The organism is Archaeoglobus fulgidus DSM 4304, from assembly GCF_000008665.1.
Classification (GTDB): Archaea; Halobacteriota; Archaeoglobi; order Archaeoglobales; family Archaeoglobaceae; genus Archaeoglobus; species Archaeoglobus fulgidus.
In genome coordinates, this window is record NC_000917.1 from 1164082 (window position 1) to 1179145 (window position 15064).

A 15064-nucleotide genomic window follows, 5' to 3' on the forward strand; every position below is an offset into this window, starting at 1 on the left:
TTTTCTCACCTCAAAAGTCCGTCATAATGCGGAACTGGTCTGTGTCGGGCTTCATGTGGCTCATGAATTTCCTTACAGCTCCCTCAACGTCTCTGGCCTTCGTTACAGCTCTGCCGACAACTATGATGTCCGCTCCAGCGGCAATTACCTCCTCAACGTTTTCTGGCCTTATCCCACCTGCAACGGCGACGAGGACGCTGAACTTCTCCTTTATCTTTCCGGCAAGCATCCACGGAGGCTCTTTGTCCTCGCTGTCTATCGCTCTGTGAAGCTCAACGACGTTTGGTAAAACTCCAGCCTTCTGAATCTCTTCAAGCCTTTTAATCGGATCATCGACGTTCATCATGTCCACGTAGCTCAAAATTCCTGTTTTCTCCGCTTCCCTTATCCCCTTAACGATTGTGCTTGTGGGCGCGAGTCCCGAAATCACAACCGCGTTTGCGGTAGCGTCTGCAGCCATTCTCGCTTCGAGATTGCCAACATCGAGCGTCTTCAGGTCGAGGATGTAAAACGCATCGGGCTTCACCTCTCTGAGCTTCAGGATTACCTCACAGCCGTATCTCTTTGCCAAAGGCGTTCCAACCTCGAAAACGATGTGGTCGCTGTCAGGAATCTGCTCAAGAACCTTCAGCACCTCACCCAGATCTGGAATGTCGATGGCAATCTGCAGATATGGCGGGTCCCAGAGCTTCGTGAGCTTTCTTCCAACAAACGGGTGGAAACTGCGGTCCTTCTCGTAAAGCACGGTATCAACATCCGGGAAGTTCTGCATCGCCCTCTTTATTGCGAGCTTTGTGGCGCCATAGTTGTAGTAGTAAATCTTGTGCTTGTTTTTGGCGTTTGGGTGGATGAAAACGCTTGCAACAACAACGTACTCGTCCGCCCTCTCCCTTGGGATTATTCCCTCCTCAACCGCATCCGCAACAGCCTTCGCCACTGCAGCTTGAGCCGGACCGAAAATAAGCTCAGCCTGATGCATGTCCTTGACCGTTACCTTTGGGACTATCACAGCAGGCGGCTTGGTTATCAGGTTTGGTCTGAGAACCGCGAGAAGCGGTGTGTGGCCTGCAGAAAGGTTGGCAAGAGCGTTGGCGAAGGCAATTCCGGCGGGGCTGTCCTTCGTGCCAATTATCAAATCAACGTGAGCCACTTCAAAACCCTCTCCGATAAGAGCCTCACCTATTCTGAACTCCATGGCCTTACGTCTCCGGATATGTAATAAATTTTTTGGAGTTCGCCGAATTGATTTGCCAAACTCAATTTTCCTTTAAATTCCGAGCCTTCCCAAGAACTTGCTGCCCAGTGAGAGCCTGTAGTCACTTCTCACAAGCCTCTCTATCCCCGGATTGCTCAAAACCTCTATGTCCTCCTCTCTCACACCAAACCTCTCCATCGCATTTCTTATGTGCTCCACCTCATTCAAGTTGAAGCCCATGAGCCTTGCTGCGATCAAGTCAACAGCAACTACGTTGTCGCCCGCAACAAGAACTCCGTGTTTGACGGGCTTTGGCCTCATTTCCGAGTTCGTCCCGCCAATAATGCCATCGACGATGGTTAAAGATGGCTGCATGAATCCAAGCAAGTCAACGAGCTTTCTGTGGATTTTCGGATGCATGTAAACAGCGGGTTTCTTCAGAAATCCCATGTTGTTCTTTATCCCAAGCGTGACCTTGGTGAGATGATGAACCTTCATCTTCGGAATTGAAATGTATCCTTCCTTCTTCGCATCCAGCGCCGTTTCGGCAACCTTGACCCTCTCAAGAACCTCTCCGCCAATATCTACCTCAACAAACTCCTCCCGGTTTAGATTTCTGCACTCAACCAAATCTTTCAGCCCAAAATCCACGAAGCACTTTGAGGCGGAGTTTTTGTAAAATCCCCCCTCTATCACGACCGGCTCAACTCCATGCTCTCTCGCAACCCCCACCACAGCTTTCACAAGCTCAGGATGCGTGATACAGCCATTCTCTGGACTGTCATGCTTGAGAAAATTTGGCTTGATGTACCTGAATTTTGGATTGAAGACCTCAAAAACCCTCTCAACAAACTTGCGGGCATCTTTGTAGCTCTCAACCCTCTCAACAATAACTCTCATGCAGCCCTTACAACCGCCATTTTAAAATTTTTTTTCGTTAAGCAAAACAGATATTAGCGTAAATCAAAAAGTCCTTCGTGGAGCTGGGAATAATTTACAGCGGCGAATTCGGGAAGAGATTTGTAAGCAATCTCGCCTACCCTTACCTCTGCCCGACTTTTGGGGCCTGCGGGATAAACGGATGCGACTACTGCAAGAGATACGATTTCTCATCCAGCATCGTTTACGCCAAGGAGCTTGCAGAGCCTCAGGAAATAGGCCTCTACGTGGAGGAGCCGGAAAGCTACCTGGAGCCGTTCGAGTGCGATATTGCGGTTGCGATAAACGTGCATCCGGACATTCTGGTATCATTGCCTGAAATTGGTGAGTTTAAAGCCTTAATCGTCCCCGCTTGCAACCAGAACTGGTGCCTTCCCGGATTGAGGAAGCAGCTTGCTGAGAAATGCGGCGAGCTCGGCATCGAGTTTGCCTCTCCCAAGCCCTTCTGCTCCCTTACCGGCAACTCAGGCTGGATTTCCAGATTCATTGATGAATTTAAAATTGGCAGACCAGAGTTCAGAGTTGAGAGGGGCGGGGATGCCATTAAGAAGGTAGAGGTCATAAAAAGCGACCCGTGCGGTTCCGCATACTTTGTTGCAAAGAGGATGACGGGTTACATAATAGAGAGCAAAGAGGATTTCTGGAAGGAGATACACCAGCACCAGTGCGCCTATCCGTGCATGGCGAGCATGGACAGAGATGTTGAGCTCAAGGAGGCCCCTTTCCACCTCGCGGGCTACATAATGGTCTACCAGTTCAGCACCGCCGCCGGAGTTGAGGCTGAGGAGTTCGTTCCAGAGCACTTCAGGGAAATCGTCTGTCGAGCTCGCTGAGAATTCTTTCAATCTCCCTTCTCGTCTCCTCTATCGGTCTGTTTGTGTTGATGAACTTCCAGCCTTTCAGTATTCTGAACGCCCTCTCCCTGACCCTCCTGAAGTCCTCGATGTTCTCGAACATCTCGCTCTCGCTTCTTCTTGCCACCCTCTCCATGCAGACTTCCGGCTCAGCTTCGAGGTAGAACATGTAGGGAGAGGTCGGAAGAACGGAGCGGAAAAACCTGTAAAGCACCCTTGCGTACCTTTCCGGCAAGTAAAGCACTCCTCCGAGATACCTGACGAAAATCACGGTTTCAGCCCTTCCGTAGTATCTGAGCAGGGAGTAAATCACGTCGAAGAAGTAGAAAATCGCCGCCATGAGGTGGAAGAATTTTCCCCTTCTGAGGAGGCTGGCCTTCGCAACTCTGCCGAACAGAGAGTCGGACGGATGCGTTCTCACAATAACGCTCCCCCTTTCGGCGTACCTGCGCCTAACGAACTCCGCGTGTGTGTCTTTCCCGGCACCATCCATCCCGTCGATAACTATGAACCTCATGCCATCCAGAAGTATAGTATTGCGGTTAAAATTGAAACGCTCAGGTTGTCCAGCCCCTTGGGAGTTACAGCCTCCACAACCGTTGCGAAAGCTGCCAGAGGAAGCAGCAGTGGACCTGCAGAGCCGTGATAGTAGAGTGAAACCACCGAGAAGGAGGCAACGCATCCCAGAAACATAGCAACGCTGCCCTCCAGGCTTTTCTCGTCTCCCAAAATCCTGAACTTTCTCTTACCATACCTACCCCCAATCAGAGATGCGAGACCGTCGCCATACGACATTGCCATTATCCCAACAGCTATGACATCAGGACGGTCAAAGAAAGCGTAGGCGAGAACGGTCCATGCAATCGAGTAGTAAACCAGCCCCAATCCGTGGCCTGCGACGCTCGTCCTGCTCGACAGCTTTACGGGTGAGTGGGGGCTCATCAAGAAGGTGAGAACGACGAAGGGAAAGGCAGCGAGAAAGGCCATGACGAACCTCGACTCAAAGAAGGGGAGGATGAAGGCTATGTTGCCAACCATTATGTGGAGAAATTTTCTGCTCACCACTTCATTTTTCAACGTCTTTTCCGATATAAGCAGAAGGGCTGCCACGTAGCCGTAAACCGAAATCAGTGGAAGCAAATCGGACATCTGCAACCGATTATATTAAGTATTTAAAAACTTTCTGAAAACTGTAGTATCCCTAAATTATTTCACTACTAAACACCCACTTCATGTGAGAAAACTAACGAACAAAAAGATCAGGTGGATAATCAGACAGCTTGACAAGGGAGCTCCAGTAAAGGAAATAGCCGCTGTGATGAGAGTTACACCAAGAAGAATCTACCAGCTTAAAAAACAATATGAGGAAACTGGCCAGATTCCAGAACTAAAACAAGCAGGAAGAAAGCCCAAACCAATTGACGAGAAAACAGAGCAAATCATCCTGCAAGCTTACAACAAATACAGACTCAGCCCAGTACCTCTTGAAAAGCTGATAGAAAGGGATTACGGCATCCACATCTCCCATAATACAATCTACAAAGTTTTACTCAAACACGGTTTGGTGGAGGAGAACATGAGCAAGAAGAAACGAAGGAAATGGGTTAGGTACGAAAGAACCCACTCAATGTCTTTATGGCAGGGAGACTGGAAGAGGCTTGGAGAGAAATGGATTATAGCCTTCATGGATGATGCTTCCCGCTTTATTACTTGTTACGGAGTCTTCGATTCAGCTACGACTGAGAACACGATTAGAGTCCTGAAAGTGGGATTCAGGGAGTATGGCATTCCGGATGAGATCCTCACAGATCACGGAACTCAGTTTGTTGCAGCTAAAAGCAGAGAGAAGGCCAAGCATAGATTCAGGGAGTTTTTGGCCGAGAATGGAGTAAGGCATGTTCTTGCCAGAATAAACCATCCACAAACGAATGGAAAGATAGAGAGGTTCTTTGGTTTGATGGAGCAGAAGATCCATCTGTTTGATTCTTTGGATGAGTTCATTTATTGGTACAATTACGTTAAGCCTCACATGAGCCTGAATTTCGACGAATTGGAGACTCCCTATCAGGCCTTTTTGAGGAAGCTACCTGCTGAAAGGGTGTTTGAGTACGGGAGGTGGTTGTTTGAGGAGTGAAATTAATTCGGGATATCACAAAAACTTTCTGAAAACAGTTAATAGCAGACCTTCAGAGTTGAAGCGATGAGATACGAAGAGCCGGTGTTCAGACCGCCAAGTGAGGCTTTCAGCCTCATAGTTCAGGCCACAATTGGCTGCTCATGGAACAGGTGCACCTTCTGCGGAATGTACAAGATGAAGAAGTTCAGGGTTAGGGACATTGAGGAGGTTAAAGAGGATTTTCGACTGGCAAAGGAAATTTACGGAGACGTGAGGAGAGTTTTCCTGGCTGACGGTAACGCTCTTGCCGCTGATACGGATTACCTCCTCGAAATTGCCGATTACGCAAACAAGCTCTTCAACCTTGAAAGGATAAGCTGCTACGCCACACCGCAGGACATCCTCGAAAAAAGCAAAGAAGAATTGAAAGAAATCAGAAATGCTGGGATTAAGCTGCTCTACGTCGGAATAGAGAGCGGTGATGATGAAATACTCGAAAGAATAAGGAAAGGTGTCAGTTCTAATGAAATAGCGGAAGCCTGCATGAAAGCCCACGAGTGCGGCTTTGAGCTTTCCGTTACGGTTTTAACGGGCATTGGGGGAAAGGAGAGGAGCTACAAAAACGCCAGAAACACAGCAAGGCTGCTAAACCGCATTTCTCCCAAATATACCGGAGTACTAACGTACATCCCCGTTCCGAACACGCCTTTATACGTGAAAATCAAAAGAGGGGAGTTTCTTCTACCAAACCCTCTGGAAAACCTTCTCGAACTGCGCTGGATGGTTGAGAGAATTGAGGCCAGGACAATCTTCCGCTGCAACCACGCCTCCAACTATTTGCCACTGAAGGGAACGCTGCCTGAAGACAGAGAAAAGCTGCTCAAGGCCATCGACTACGCCATAGCCCATCCGGAAGTCCTTAAGCCTGAGTGGCTGAGGGGGCTTTAAAAATAAAAATTAGCTGAGCGACTCTGCAATCTTTATAAGTTCATCTTTCGGCAGCTCACCGCTAATGGACACCTGAACTCCATTTTTCTCGATGTAAAGGACTGATGCCCCAAATATCTCGCCGTAATAGGCCTTTTCACCGTTAATCTCCACTTCCTCAAAATCCTTGGGAACCTCTGACTTCTCGGTTGATTCCAAAATCGTTAAAGCCTTTTCTCCGTCTGAGTAAGTAAGAAATGCTGAGTCATTCGTTACGCTGACAGACTTTAGCTCGTATCCTGCGGTGTAGGATGGGACAAGGATTTTGAAGCTCGCTTCCTTCTGAGCCTCCTCAACGCTTTCATACGTCTTCGGGAGCTTGAAGTCAAATTTTTCAACTTCAGCACCCTCTGGAGGCTTGAACTCAAAGAAGCTGTCGTCAACGCCTGTGTTGAAGCTCAGATTCCTGTATTCGATGTACATTTTGATACCTCCGAAGCTCGTTTCCACCCTTATGGGGAACCAGAACTCCTTGTCAACCCACATTTTGGTGGCGTTCTCCCTATCATTCTTCGGCTTTAAATTCAGAACGAAACAGTCCCTGCCTGAAACCTTCTCCTCTCCGAGAAGCTCAACATCGTAGTATTCGAGCATTTCCTTTATCAGTGTAGTGTAGTCGAACTTGAGCGGTGTGGATTCCTTAGTCATGTTCATCTCAAAAACCACCACCTTGTTGTTCTTCTTGTCGTAGCTCCACATAACGCTGCCGTTGGACACAGCAATGGAGTTCTCATCCTCCATGTATAATTTATAGGGCTTCTTGAAGATGTAGGTGTAGTTCATCTCCATCTTACCCATCGGGCCCTCAGACACCACATAAACCTCTGCCCTCAAATCCTGAATTTTCTCCTCCTTTTCCTGCATCTTCTTCGCTATCTCTTCGGCGCTCATCTGCACACAGCCAGCCAGAACGGAAACTACAAGGAGAGCAATCAGCAACCTCTTCATGTGTGCTGTGTTTTGTTCTGGATATATAAAGTTTGCCACTTGCAGTCAAATGACTGAAAAACATATTAAATCATGAAACTAAGGCGAAACATGAAGTGGAACGATGAGGGAAAGAGAATTGTTGAGATGCTGAAACTCCGCACACCACCAGTTGGTGTAAAATTCTTCCAGGAGAAGTACGAGCCTGAAAGGGCCTTTAGGCCGTCAAAATACGGAATAAAGATGGCAGTCTGTCAGGCCATTGCCTTTGCCCGCTACATCGGCAGAACGGTTGTGCTTGAGGCTGAGGACTTTGGGTGCCCTCCTGCGATGCTCCTTTACGGCGTGGCGGAGTATGAAGGGAGCCTGAAGGATATTCTGGTTGGCGCGCAGTGGCTGAAGGATGAGAGCTGCGAGGTTGCGGAGCAGAAGCTTCCATTGGGGAAGTATAAGAGCTTCGTTTTTGGGGACATGACGAAAATGGCGGAGGAGCCTGAGGCTGTGATGATTTTTGGAACTCCTGCCCAGATTGGGAGGCTGATACAGGCAGCAACCTACTTCGGAGGGGCTGTGAAGGCAAATCTGACGGCAAAAACTGCATCGTGTGCTGAAGCTCTTTTCCCGGCTTTAAGGGGAGAGGTGGCGATTGCAGTTCCCGGAGCTGGAGACAGAGTTTTTGCCGCGATTCAGGAGACGGAGATGATTTTTGCCATGCCCTATGCTTGGACAGGCAAAATCTTGGAGGGGCTTGAGAATGCAGGCAGGGGGGCAAATATCAGCTACCCGCCCTCACCCTTCCTGATGTTCACTCCACGCTTCCCCAAGCACTACAGAGAGACTGCGGAGAAGTTCAAGCTCGTTTGAGGGCTGTAATCACACCATGACACCTGCAGGCGGTGGCGACAACAATTTTTTCCCTTTTTTCAGCCTGCTTCATTAGCTTGGCGAGTTCCTCACCCGAAATAGCCCCCAAACCCGGCTCAAGCTGCCTGCTGATTAATACGAAAGCATCCGGATAGGCAAACTTAACGAGGTCGTGCATCGGGCAGGGCTTTTTTATCTTGGTTACGGGGCAGATGTCGGGAGCGGAGCACTTTTCCAAGCAATCGGCATCCCTGTTGTAGCTCACAACCACGCTTCCTCTGCCTGCTGAGACAACGACTCTTGCAGGCAGATTGCCGATTATGCAGTCCAGCACCTCATTCCACGGTTTGAGGTCAAATTTCAGCCTCAAAGCCTCGGCAGCGACGTGGAGAGGAGCGGTGGGGAAGATGTACTCAGGCTTAAATTTGAGAAGGGATGGCAGGATTTCGATGCCCCCCTTCAGAAAGTACCTTCCCTCTTTAACTTCCTCAATACTATCTACCCTGACCAAATCAAGCTCCCTCATCGCAAGGCACTCCGGATTTCTGTCGATTATGACGTAGTCCCTTGACCTCTTCTCCAGAAACCTCGCAGCCTCGACTCCGTACTTTCCCCCTCCGACAATTACGTCCATCTCACCACCTGAAAGGAGGCTTGATCAGCCTTATCCTCCTTCCGTTCCACTCCACCTCATCCACAAGCTTCTCTCTAACCCTATCCTCAATTTTATCAACATCCCTCAGGCTCAAGACCTCAAAGGCGGGAACGTCGGCGTCTTGCAGAACTTTGACAGCCTCCTCAGTAGTCATCCGGCCGAGCTTTTCCTCAATCGCCTTCCTGACCTCCTCGTATCTTGAAAAGCTCTCAACGAGGGAAAAATTGAATCCAAGATTCAAAGCTGAGCAGAGTCGCCTCCAGAAGTGCTCTTCAGCAATGATGCCGAGAGTTATGTATCCGTCTCTCGTCCTGTAGATGCCGTATGCGGGATTGCTTGAGAATGCTGGTAAAATTCCCAGCCCGTTTAGTATGGAGGAAGTGTGGATTGGGGCGGAAAAGAGGGCTGAGTGGAACATGCTGATGTCTATGTATCTACCCCTCCCCGTCCTCTCCCTCTCGTGAAGGGCAGCAAGAATTGCTATGGCAGCATAAACGGCTGATGAGAAATCTGCGAGCTGCAAGTTGGGGTCCCTCATCTCCCTGCCCATTGCCGAAATCTCCAGAATGCCCCCAAGACCGAGGCAGTTTAAATCGTGTGCCGGCAAATGGGAAAGCCTGTTTTCCTGTCCAAAGGCTGAAATGGAGCAGTAGATAATGGATTCGTTCACCTTCTTAACGCTCTCGTAATCAATTCCAAGCTTCTTCGCCACTCCCGGCCTGAACCCCTCAACCACCACATCGGCATCCTCTGCAAGCTTCATGAACTCTCTCAAACCATCCTCCGACTTGAGGTCAAGGAAAAGGAACTTCTTGCCGTAATTCATCGCCGCAAAAACTGCGTCAAGCATCCTCCCCGGCTCACCGCCGGGGGGCTCGACCTTAATCACTTCTGCCCCCAAATTCCTCAGAAGCTGGCAGCAAAAGGGGCCGGGGTAGAAGGCAGCAACCTCAACAACTTTAACATCTTCAAGCATGACGGGAATTGTTTTGAAGATTTATAAAGTGCGTGATTTACTGGCAGCATGTACCGTCTGAAGTGCATTGAATGCGGGAAGGAATGGGGCGATGAAAACTACACCTGCGAGTGTGGAGGGCTTCTGGAGGTTGAAATAGACCTTGATGAGGTTGAAATTGACTTCAGGCTTGATGGAAGCAACATCACGGTCTGGAAGTACCGCTCTCTCCTCCCCGTTAAAATTGACCCTGTCACGCTGAAGGAGGGTGGAACTCCTCTTTACAGGGCCGAGAGGCTTGAGAAGGAGGTTGGTGTGAGGAGAGTTTATGTTAAGCACGAAGGTCTGAACCCCTCAGGCTCCTTCAAGGACAGGGGGATGACTGTAGGAGTGACCAAAGCCCTTGAGCTTGGGAGAAAAGCTGTTGCGTGTGCATCAACAGGCAACACCTCAGCCTCAATGGCGATGTATGCGGCAAAGGCGGGGCTAAAGGCCTACGTCCTGCTTCCTGCAGGCAAGGTGGCGCTGGGAAAGGTTGCTCAAGCTTTAATGCACGGGGCGAAGGTTATAGGAATCGACGGGAACTTCGATGACGCGCTCAGAATTGTGAGGGAAGTTTGCAGCAGGGAGCCAATCTACCTCCTGAACTCCATCAACCCCTTCAGGCCTGAGGGGCAGAAGACCATCGCCTACGAGATTGCAGATGAAATTGGTGTGCCCGACAGAGTTGTTCTGCCTGTGGGGAATGCCGGGAACATATCAGCAATCTACAAGGGATTTAAGGAGCTCAGAGAGGTTGGTTTGACAGATTCAATGCCCAAAATGACGGGGATTCAGGCTGAGGGAGCGGCGCCGATTTACAGGGCTTTTAAAGAGGGAAAAGAGGACATAACACCTATGGAGAATCCGGAAACCATAGCGACGGCCATAAGAATAGGGAATCCAGTCAGCGCGAAAAAGGCTTTAAGGGCCATCTACAGCACAAACGGGCTGGCAGAGGTTGTTAGCGATTCAGAAATCATCGAGGCGCAGAAGTTCTTAGCTGCGAAGGAGGGCATAGGGGTTGAGCCAGCCTCAGCGGCAAGCGTTGCGGGGCTGAGAAAGCTCGCAGCCAATGGTATGCTCGACCCGGATGAAACCATCGTGTGTGTTGTGACGGGCAATTTACTCAAAGACCCGGAGACTGTTGTGAGGGTTTGCGGAGAGCCGGTGAAAGTTGAGGCGAGCGTTGAGGCTGTAATCAGGGCGATGAGGGCTTGAAAGCTATGAGATAAAGCCTGTTGAAGATTAGTCTGGATTCCCTTGAGAGCTCTTCCTTAACTATTTTGAGGAAATTCTGGCGGTATTCCTCACTCAAGGGTTTTGAATAGCATTGTTGGTTCAGGTAGGCTGCTGCAGCACCTGAAAGGAAAACTTTGAAAATTTCATCCCCTGAATGGTGAGTTTCAACTCTCAGAATTTTGCAGAATCTGACGTCAAAGCCTGTCCTTTCAAACAGCCTTCGATACTCATTTTCGCTGTCGAGAAAGAACCACGGGCTTCTGAAGCTTTTGAAAATTTTTGAGGTTCTTTTATCTTTTTCAACAGATCTCAGCGCCTTGAGGAAGGTGGGAGAGTAGTTTTGCGTTGCGGGGGATATATATACAAAACTTAAGTCTGTTTGGATAACCGCATTTAGATTTTGGTATTATTAATTTTATATTTAATTTGAATAATAGAAGAAAAGATTAGTTAGCAGAATTATCTTCCGGTTTTCAAATTAAGGTATCATTCTGGTTATTAATGAAACTAGTCCTAAGGCCTTTAAGATTGGAACCACTATCATAAATTCTCCAATTTGCCCCAAAGTTATTTTAATTCTTTTTACAGGAAGTTCAATTGGTGGCAATCTTTCTTCAAAATATAAAAAAGAAGTTCCAACTATTATCATTAAAATCTGCCCATGTGTTTCGTATGTAATTTTTATGCTTTCAATAGACCATAATTTGATTAACAAAAATAAAAGAGAAGACAGTACAGGAAACCAGACTTTCTTATTTATTCTAAGCATAACTTCTTTTTTTATTATTCTGTTTAGCTCGCTTTCTGTGAAAATATATATCCTGTTCTTTTTTAGAAATAGATACATCAAAAATACAACCAGATCAAATCTTTCAAATTTATAATTCAATATTTCAGGGATAAACTTTTCTCTTAGACTTTCTTTTTGATTTTCGTACTCCTCTGAAGTAATTAATTCCCATAACAAATATTCCTTTAAATTTTTAATTTTGGATGTATCTATATTTACATTTATTTTCTCTAAAAAAATTTGCTTACATGCCCAATAATAAATTAACTCTTCACCTTGAGTCCTTAAGTACTCTAACAATGATTTAAAATATTCCAATTCACCAATTTTTTTGAGTATATTGAAATTCAATATTGGCAAAAGTTGAATTATTAGATTTGACTTTTCAGTAATAGGGCTTTTTTCAATTCTATTTTTCAATTTATTCCAATATATTAACAAATCCTCGCCAACAATTAAAGCTGACACTAGGGCTGTTAAAATAGTTTCAGAGTCCAATCTTCTTCTTTCCTTAATTTTCTGAGAATAGGATTCCGCTAATTTCTTTACCTTCTTGTTTTTGTAGAAGCCATGAATGTATGCGCAAAGAACAAATCTAATCTCCTGATTAGAAATTTGTGGGTCAAACTCCCAATTATCAACAACATAATTCATCCTTTTTTCTATTTCATTTATTTTATCAATATATATTTTATCCATCATAGGAACCACGGATTCGTTTGTAATGAGCGATTCCCTTCTGGGTTTATTGGATATCCTCCATAACGATTTACATTTGCTATGATTCCTGCGACCAATTTTGGATAATTAACCGTAACGGGTAGATTTCTACTTCTAAATCCTCTCCAATTCATTTTAGACAGATAATATATTTCATCCAAAATCTCATGAACATTGTGGTAGTATTCTTCAGAAGTCCAATTATCGCTAACGATCTCAACACTTAATGGTTTTATAGGGGTTACCATTTCTAATCCATTTCGTTTAAGATAAGGCTGTAAAAGTGTTAATAAGTATCTTTTAGAACTTAATTTTACTTTTGTCCCTTCATACGGATGAAATCTATTGTTAGGGTCTCCCATTACCCAAAATGGATGAGTTTCATTTAAGTGAAGTATAGCATATTTTACGTCTCTTGATACCATTTCTTGTTTTTTTAACTCTTCAACCGTTTCTTTTAAAATCTTTGTCTCTCCATCTTTCATTTTGGGCCTTTTTCCACTTACATGTAAAGTTAACTTTTCGACATCCCAATCCGGATTACTTTTTTTGAAACCATATACCACTTTCTTAATTGTACTTTTTAAATATGTTAGATATTCACTACTCGTAACTATTGGTGAAATTTCATTCCACAGCATTGTCCCATCTTTCTTGAAGACCATAGCAAAACAAAATAGATTTACATTATCAATACGTGTTGCGCCAGTTCCTATTATAATGTCTGAACCTTTTTCAGGATCTACATTTAAAATCCAAGGTTTTCCACCAAGTTTTGAAACAAATTGTACCAACAGATTGTCAACATAGAATGTCAAATTTCTGTTAGATAATATATCATATCTCATAAATTGTGATGGGATACTATTTATTAAATACGATTTAAGCTTATAATATAATGGGGTATTATATTCTGGAAGAACGAGCATAATTCCGTCCACACCCGTATCTATAGCATTATCTACTTGAGATTTGATAGAGTCAAAGTGTGGGGAATCGTAGATAAACTCAGAAATGTTTATATTATGAATATGCCACACCTCATCAATTTTAGAACTTATTTGTGATTTCAATTGGTTTATTAAACTTGAAAACTGATTGTTATGGATTAATGCAATTTGATTATACTTTAAGGAGGGGACTTCATAAGGCCCATAATTCCTTAATCCTTTAATCAACTCACCAGTGTTTGATATTGGTACAGATGCGCCATTCCCTATACGGTATGTCAAACCATTTTCAACTATTTTATATTCCATCATTGTTTGACACCTCTACTATTTCAAGAGGCTTAAAAACAATCTTAATTTCTCCATCAGGAGTGCTAAAAGTCTTTTCATCTTCTGAAGAACCGAAGGCTTCTTTTAAAAGCCCTGTGAGAAGGTTAAACTTATCCCGCATAGCTGTTGCATATTTTTTACCTTCAGGTGTAAGATGTCTATGGAATGCTTGAACAGACACCCATATTTTCTTTTTGACACTTTCCCCGTACTTATCTTTAATCTTCGTATATGAGATTCGCTGGTTATTTTCTCGATCAAGGATATTTATTTTTAGATCAACAATAATTCCAAAATTTGTATTTTGCCAATGATGAACATTAATTATTAACTCGTATTGTAGCTTTATTATATTGGAGAACTCATAGTTTTCAGTAATTTCCTTAACTAATCTCAAAGTTGATCCCAACTCTTTTAATTGCCATGGTGTAGCTATATTCTCTGACAATATATCAAGAAGATACTTTCGAAATATTTTTCCAAACAAAGCATTACTATTATCTATTTCATCAAATTCGTTTTCTATGCCATAACCATATAAATAAATTAAATCTCCGATCCTTTTTTTCCATTTACCTGGTAAAAATTCCTCATAATATGGAATTGCTGATACCTTTATCGTTTCTGGATAGTTAACGATGGGGTAAATATTAATATAGAATTCCTGAACTTCTTACATCTGGAGTGTTCACATTACCCGAACTGAGTGGTATTTCCATGATAACTCCTCCTAAAACTTGTTTTCATCACATCAACTTAGGGTTTGGCTAAATAAATTTTAATCTTGGACTGGAGTCTTATTAAATTGCAATTCCAGCTAAGTTAAAAATGGTTATATTTATTTTTTATCCTCAAAAAATTACCTTTATTTAATTCACCAACAAGTTTTAACCATGAAACGCTACATCCTTCTTCTGATACTTGCCGCCATCCTTCCGCTCTGCCTGCAGAGCGGAGAGCAGAATGCCGGAAGTGTGGAGAAGCTGAACTACACCATCAAGGGCTGTGGAGCTGAGAAGGTCGCTGAATACGGTGTTGAAGGCTACGAGTTTGTTGGTAGCAACCTCACAGTCCACATAATGAGAAACTGCTGCAGCGATGAGATTCTCGTGGAGAAATCCGAAAACGAATACAGAATCGTCGAGAAGGACAATGACGGGGAAATATGCAAGTGCAACTGCATGAGCACGGTGGAGATATACGACGTCAGAGAGAAGGACTTTAAGGTCACCTTCACAGACTTTAACGGCGAAACCAAGGAAATCAAATCCCTTGAGGAGGAGTTTTGTGGATGGTCAACCTACGCTGAGTGCAAGAGCGATGCTGATTGCAAAGCGGCGGGATGCTCAGGGCAGGTTTGTGCTGGAGTTGGAGAGCAGATCGTCACGACCTGCGAGTGGAGGGAGTGCTTCGATGCTGCGAAGTACGGAATGAGATGCGGCTGCATCAACAATCAGTGCCAGTGGGCACAAAGTTAATTTTTCCTTCACCAACTTAAGGG

Annotated in this window: 16 protein-coding genes; 6 read left to right on the forward strand and 10 right to left on the reverse strand. The window is 45.2% G+C overall.

Annotated features, from left to right (window positions below; genetic code table 11):
• Positions 1 to 10: 10 nt before the first annotated feature.
• Positions 11 to 1195 carry a bifunctional 5,6,7,8-tetrahydromethanopterin hydro-lyase/3-hexulose-6-phosphate synthase gene (locus AF_RS06590; protein ID WP_010878802.1) on the reverse strand — a complete coding sequence of 395 codons (1185 nt, stop codon included), beginning with the start codon at positions 1193 to 1195 and terminating at the stop codon, positions 11 to 13.
• Positions 1196 to 1267: 72 nt separating this feature from the next.
• Complete coding sequence (locus AF_RS06595; RefSeq protein WP_010878803.1) at positions 1268 to 2095, reverse strand: DUF362 domain-containing protein; 828 nt, start codon at positions 2093 to 2095, stop codon at positions 1268 to 1270.
• A 77-nt stretch (positions 2096 to 2172) separates the two neighbouring features.
• Between AF_RS06595 and AF_RS06600 the strand changes: the two genes are divergently transcribed.
• Positions 2173 to 2967 carry a DUF166 domain-containing protein gene (locus tag AF_RS06600; RefSeq protein ID WP_010878804.1) on the forward strand — a complete coding sequence of 265 codons (795 nt, stop codon included), beginning with the start codon at positions 2173 to 2175 and terminating at the stop codon, positions 2965 to 2967.
• Here AF_RS06600 and AF_RS06605 read toward each other — a convergent pair.
• Together AF_RS06605 and AF_RS06610 are read right to left on the reverse strand one after the other, a co-directional pair.
• A complete protein-coding gene (locus tag AF_RS06605; protein ID WP_052270483.1) occupies positions 2939 to 3505 on the reverse strand; it encodes a hypothetical protein in 567 nt (188 codons plus the stop codon). The two genes, AF_RS06600 and AF_RS06605, sit on opposite strands and share 29 nt — an antisense overlap.
• Complete coding sequence (locus AF_RS06610) at positions 3502 to 4137, reverse strand: diacylglycerol/polyprenol kinase family protein (RefSeq protein WP_010878806.1); 636 nt, start codon at positions 4135 to 4137, stop codon at positions 3502 to 3504. The genes AF_RS06605 and AF_RS06610 overlap by 4 nt, the downstream gene beginning before the upstream one ends.
• 85 nt (positions 4138 to 4222) lie before the next feature.
• Here AF_RS06610 and AF_RS06615 point away from each other — a divergent pair, with 85 nt between their 5' ends.
• Positions 4223 to 5122 carry an IS481-like element ISA0963-3 family transposase gene (locus tag AF_RS06615; RefSeq protein ID WP_010878807.1) on the forward strand — a complete coding sequence of 300 codons (900 nt, stop codon included), beginning with the start codon at positions 4223 to 4225 and terminating at the stop codon, positions 5120 to 5122.
• Between the two features lie 66 nt (positions 5123 to 5188).
• Positions 5189 to 6052: a B12-binding domain-containing radical SAM protein gene (locus AF_RS06620; RefSeq protein WP_010878808.1), complete on the forward strand. Its 864-nt coding sequence runs from the start codon at positions 5189 to 5191 to the stop codon at positions 6050 to 6052.
• A 9-nt stretch (positions 6053 to 6061) separates the two neighbouring features.
• On the opposite strand, the gene AF_RS06625 is transcribed toward AF_RS06620, so the two are convergent.
• Positions 6062 to 7039, reverse strand: coding sequence for a DUF4367 domain-containing protein (locus AF_RS06625; protein WP_048064366.1), 978 nt, complete (start codon positions 7037 to 7039; stop codon positions 6062 to 6064).
• A 90-nt stretch (positions 7040 to 7129) separates the two neighbouring features.
• On the opposite strand from AF_RS06625, the gene AF_RS06630 reads away from it, so the two are divergent.
• Positions 7130 to 7882, forward strand: coding sequence for a DUF169 domain-containing protein (locus AF_RS06630; RefSeq protein ID WP_048064367.1), 753 nt, complete (start codon positions 7130 to 7132; stop codon positions 7880 to 7882).
• Here AF_RS06630 and AF_RS06635 read toward each other — a convergent pair.
• Entirely contained in the window at positions 7869 to 8516 is a 648-nt protein-coding gene (locus AF_RS06635; RefSeq protein WP_010878811.1) for a hypothetical protein, read from the reverse strand. The two genes, AF_RS06630 and AF_RS06635, sit on opposite strands and share 14 nt — an antisense overlap.
• 1 nt (position 8517) lies before the next feature.
• A complete protein-coding gene (locus tag AF_RS06640) occupies positions 8518 to 9513 on the reverse strand; it encodes a CaiB/BaiF CoA transferase family protein (protein WP_010878812.1) in 996 nt (331 codons plus the stop codon).
• A gap of 48 nt (positions 9514 to 9561) precedes the next feature.
• On the opposite strand from AF_RS06640, the gene thrC reads away from it, so the two are divergent.
• Positions 9562 to 10752 carry a threonine synthase gene (thrC, locus tag AF_RS06645; protein WP_010878813.1) on the forward strand — a complete coding sequence of 397 codons (1191 nt, stop codon included), beginning with the start codon at positions 9562 to 9564 and terminating at the stop codon, positions 10750 to 10752.
• A 499-nt stretch (positions 10753 to 11251) separates the two neighbouring features.
• On the opposite strand, the gene AF_RS06650 is transcribed toward thrC, so the two are convergent.
• Genes AF_RS06650 through AF_RS06660 form a run of 3 tightly spaced genes read right to left on the reverse strand, consistent with a single transcriptional unit; the run spans position 11252 to position 14050 of the window.
• On the reverse strand, positions 11252 to 12265 hold the full coding sequence (locus tag AF_RS06650; protein ID WP_048064368.1) for a hypothetical protein: 1014 nt from the start codon (positions 12263 to 12265) through the stop codon (positions 11252 to 11254).
• Positions 12262 to 13545: a Piwi domain-containing protein gene (locus AF_RS06655; RefSeq protein ID WP_010878815.1), complete on the reverse strand. Its 1284-nt coding sequence runs from the start codon at positions 13543 to 13545 to the stop codon at positions 12262 to 12264. The genes AF_RS06650 and AF_RS06655 overlap by 4 nt, the downstream gene beginning before the upstream one ends.
• Positions 13532 to 14050, reverse strand: a complete 519-nt coding sequence (locus AF_RS06660; RefSeq protein ID WP_048064370.1) for a hypothetical protein — start codon at positions 14048 to 14050, stop codon at positions 13532 to 13534. Before AF_RS06660 ends, AF_RS06655 begins: the two co-directional genes overlap by 14 nt.
• Positions 14051 to 14456: 406 nt before the next feature.
• On the opposite strand from AF_RS06660, the gene AF_RS13295 reads away from it, so the two are divergent.
• Positions 14457 to 15041, forward strand: a complete 585-nt coding sequence (locus tag AF_RS13295; protein WP_010878816.1) for an eight-cysteine-cluster domain-containing protein — start codon at positions 14457 to 14459, stop codon at positions 15039 to 15041.
• Positions 15042 to 15064: the final 23 nt, after the last annotated feature.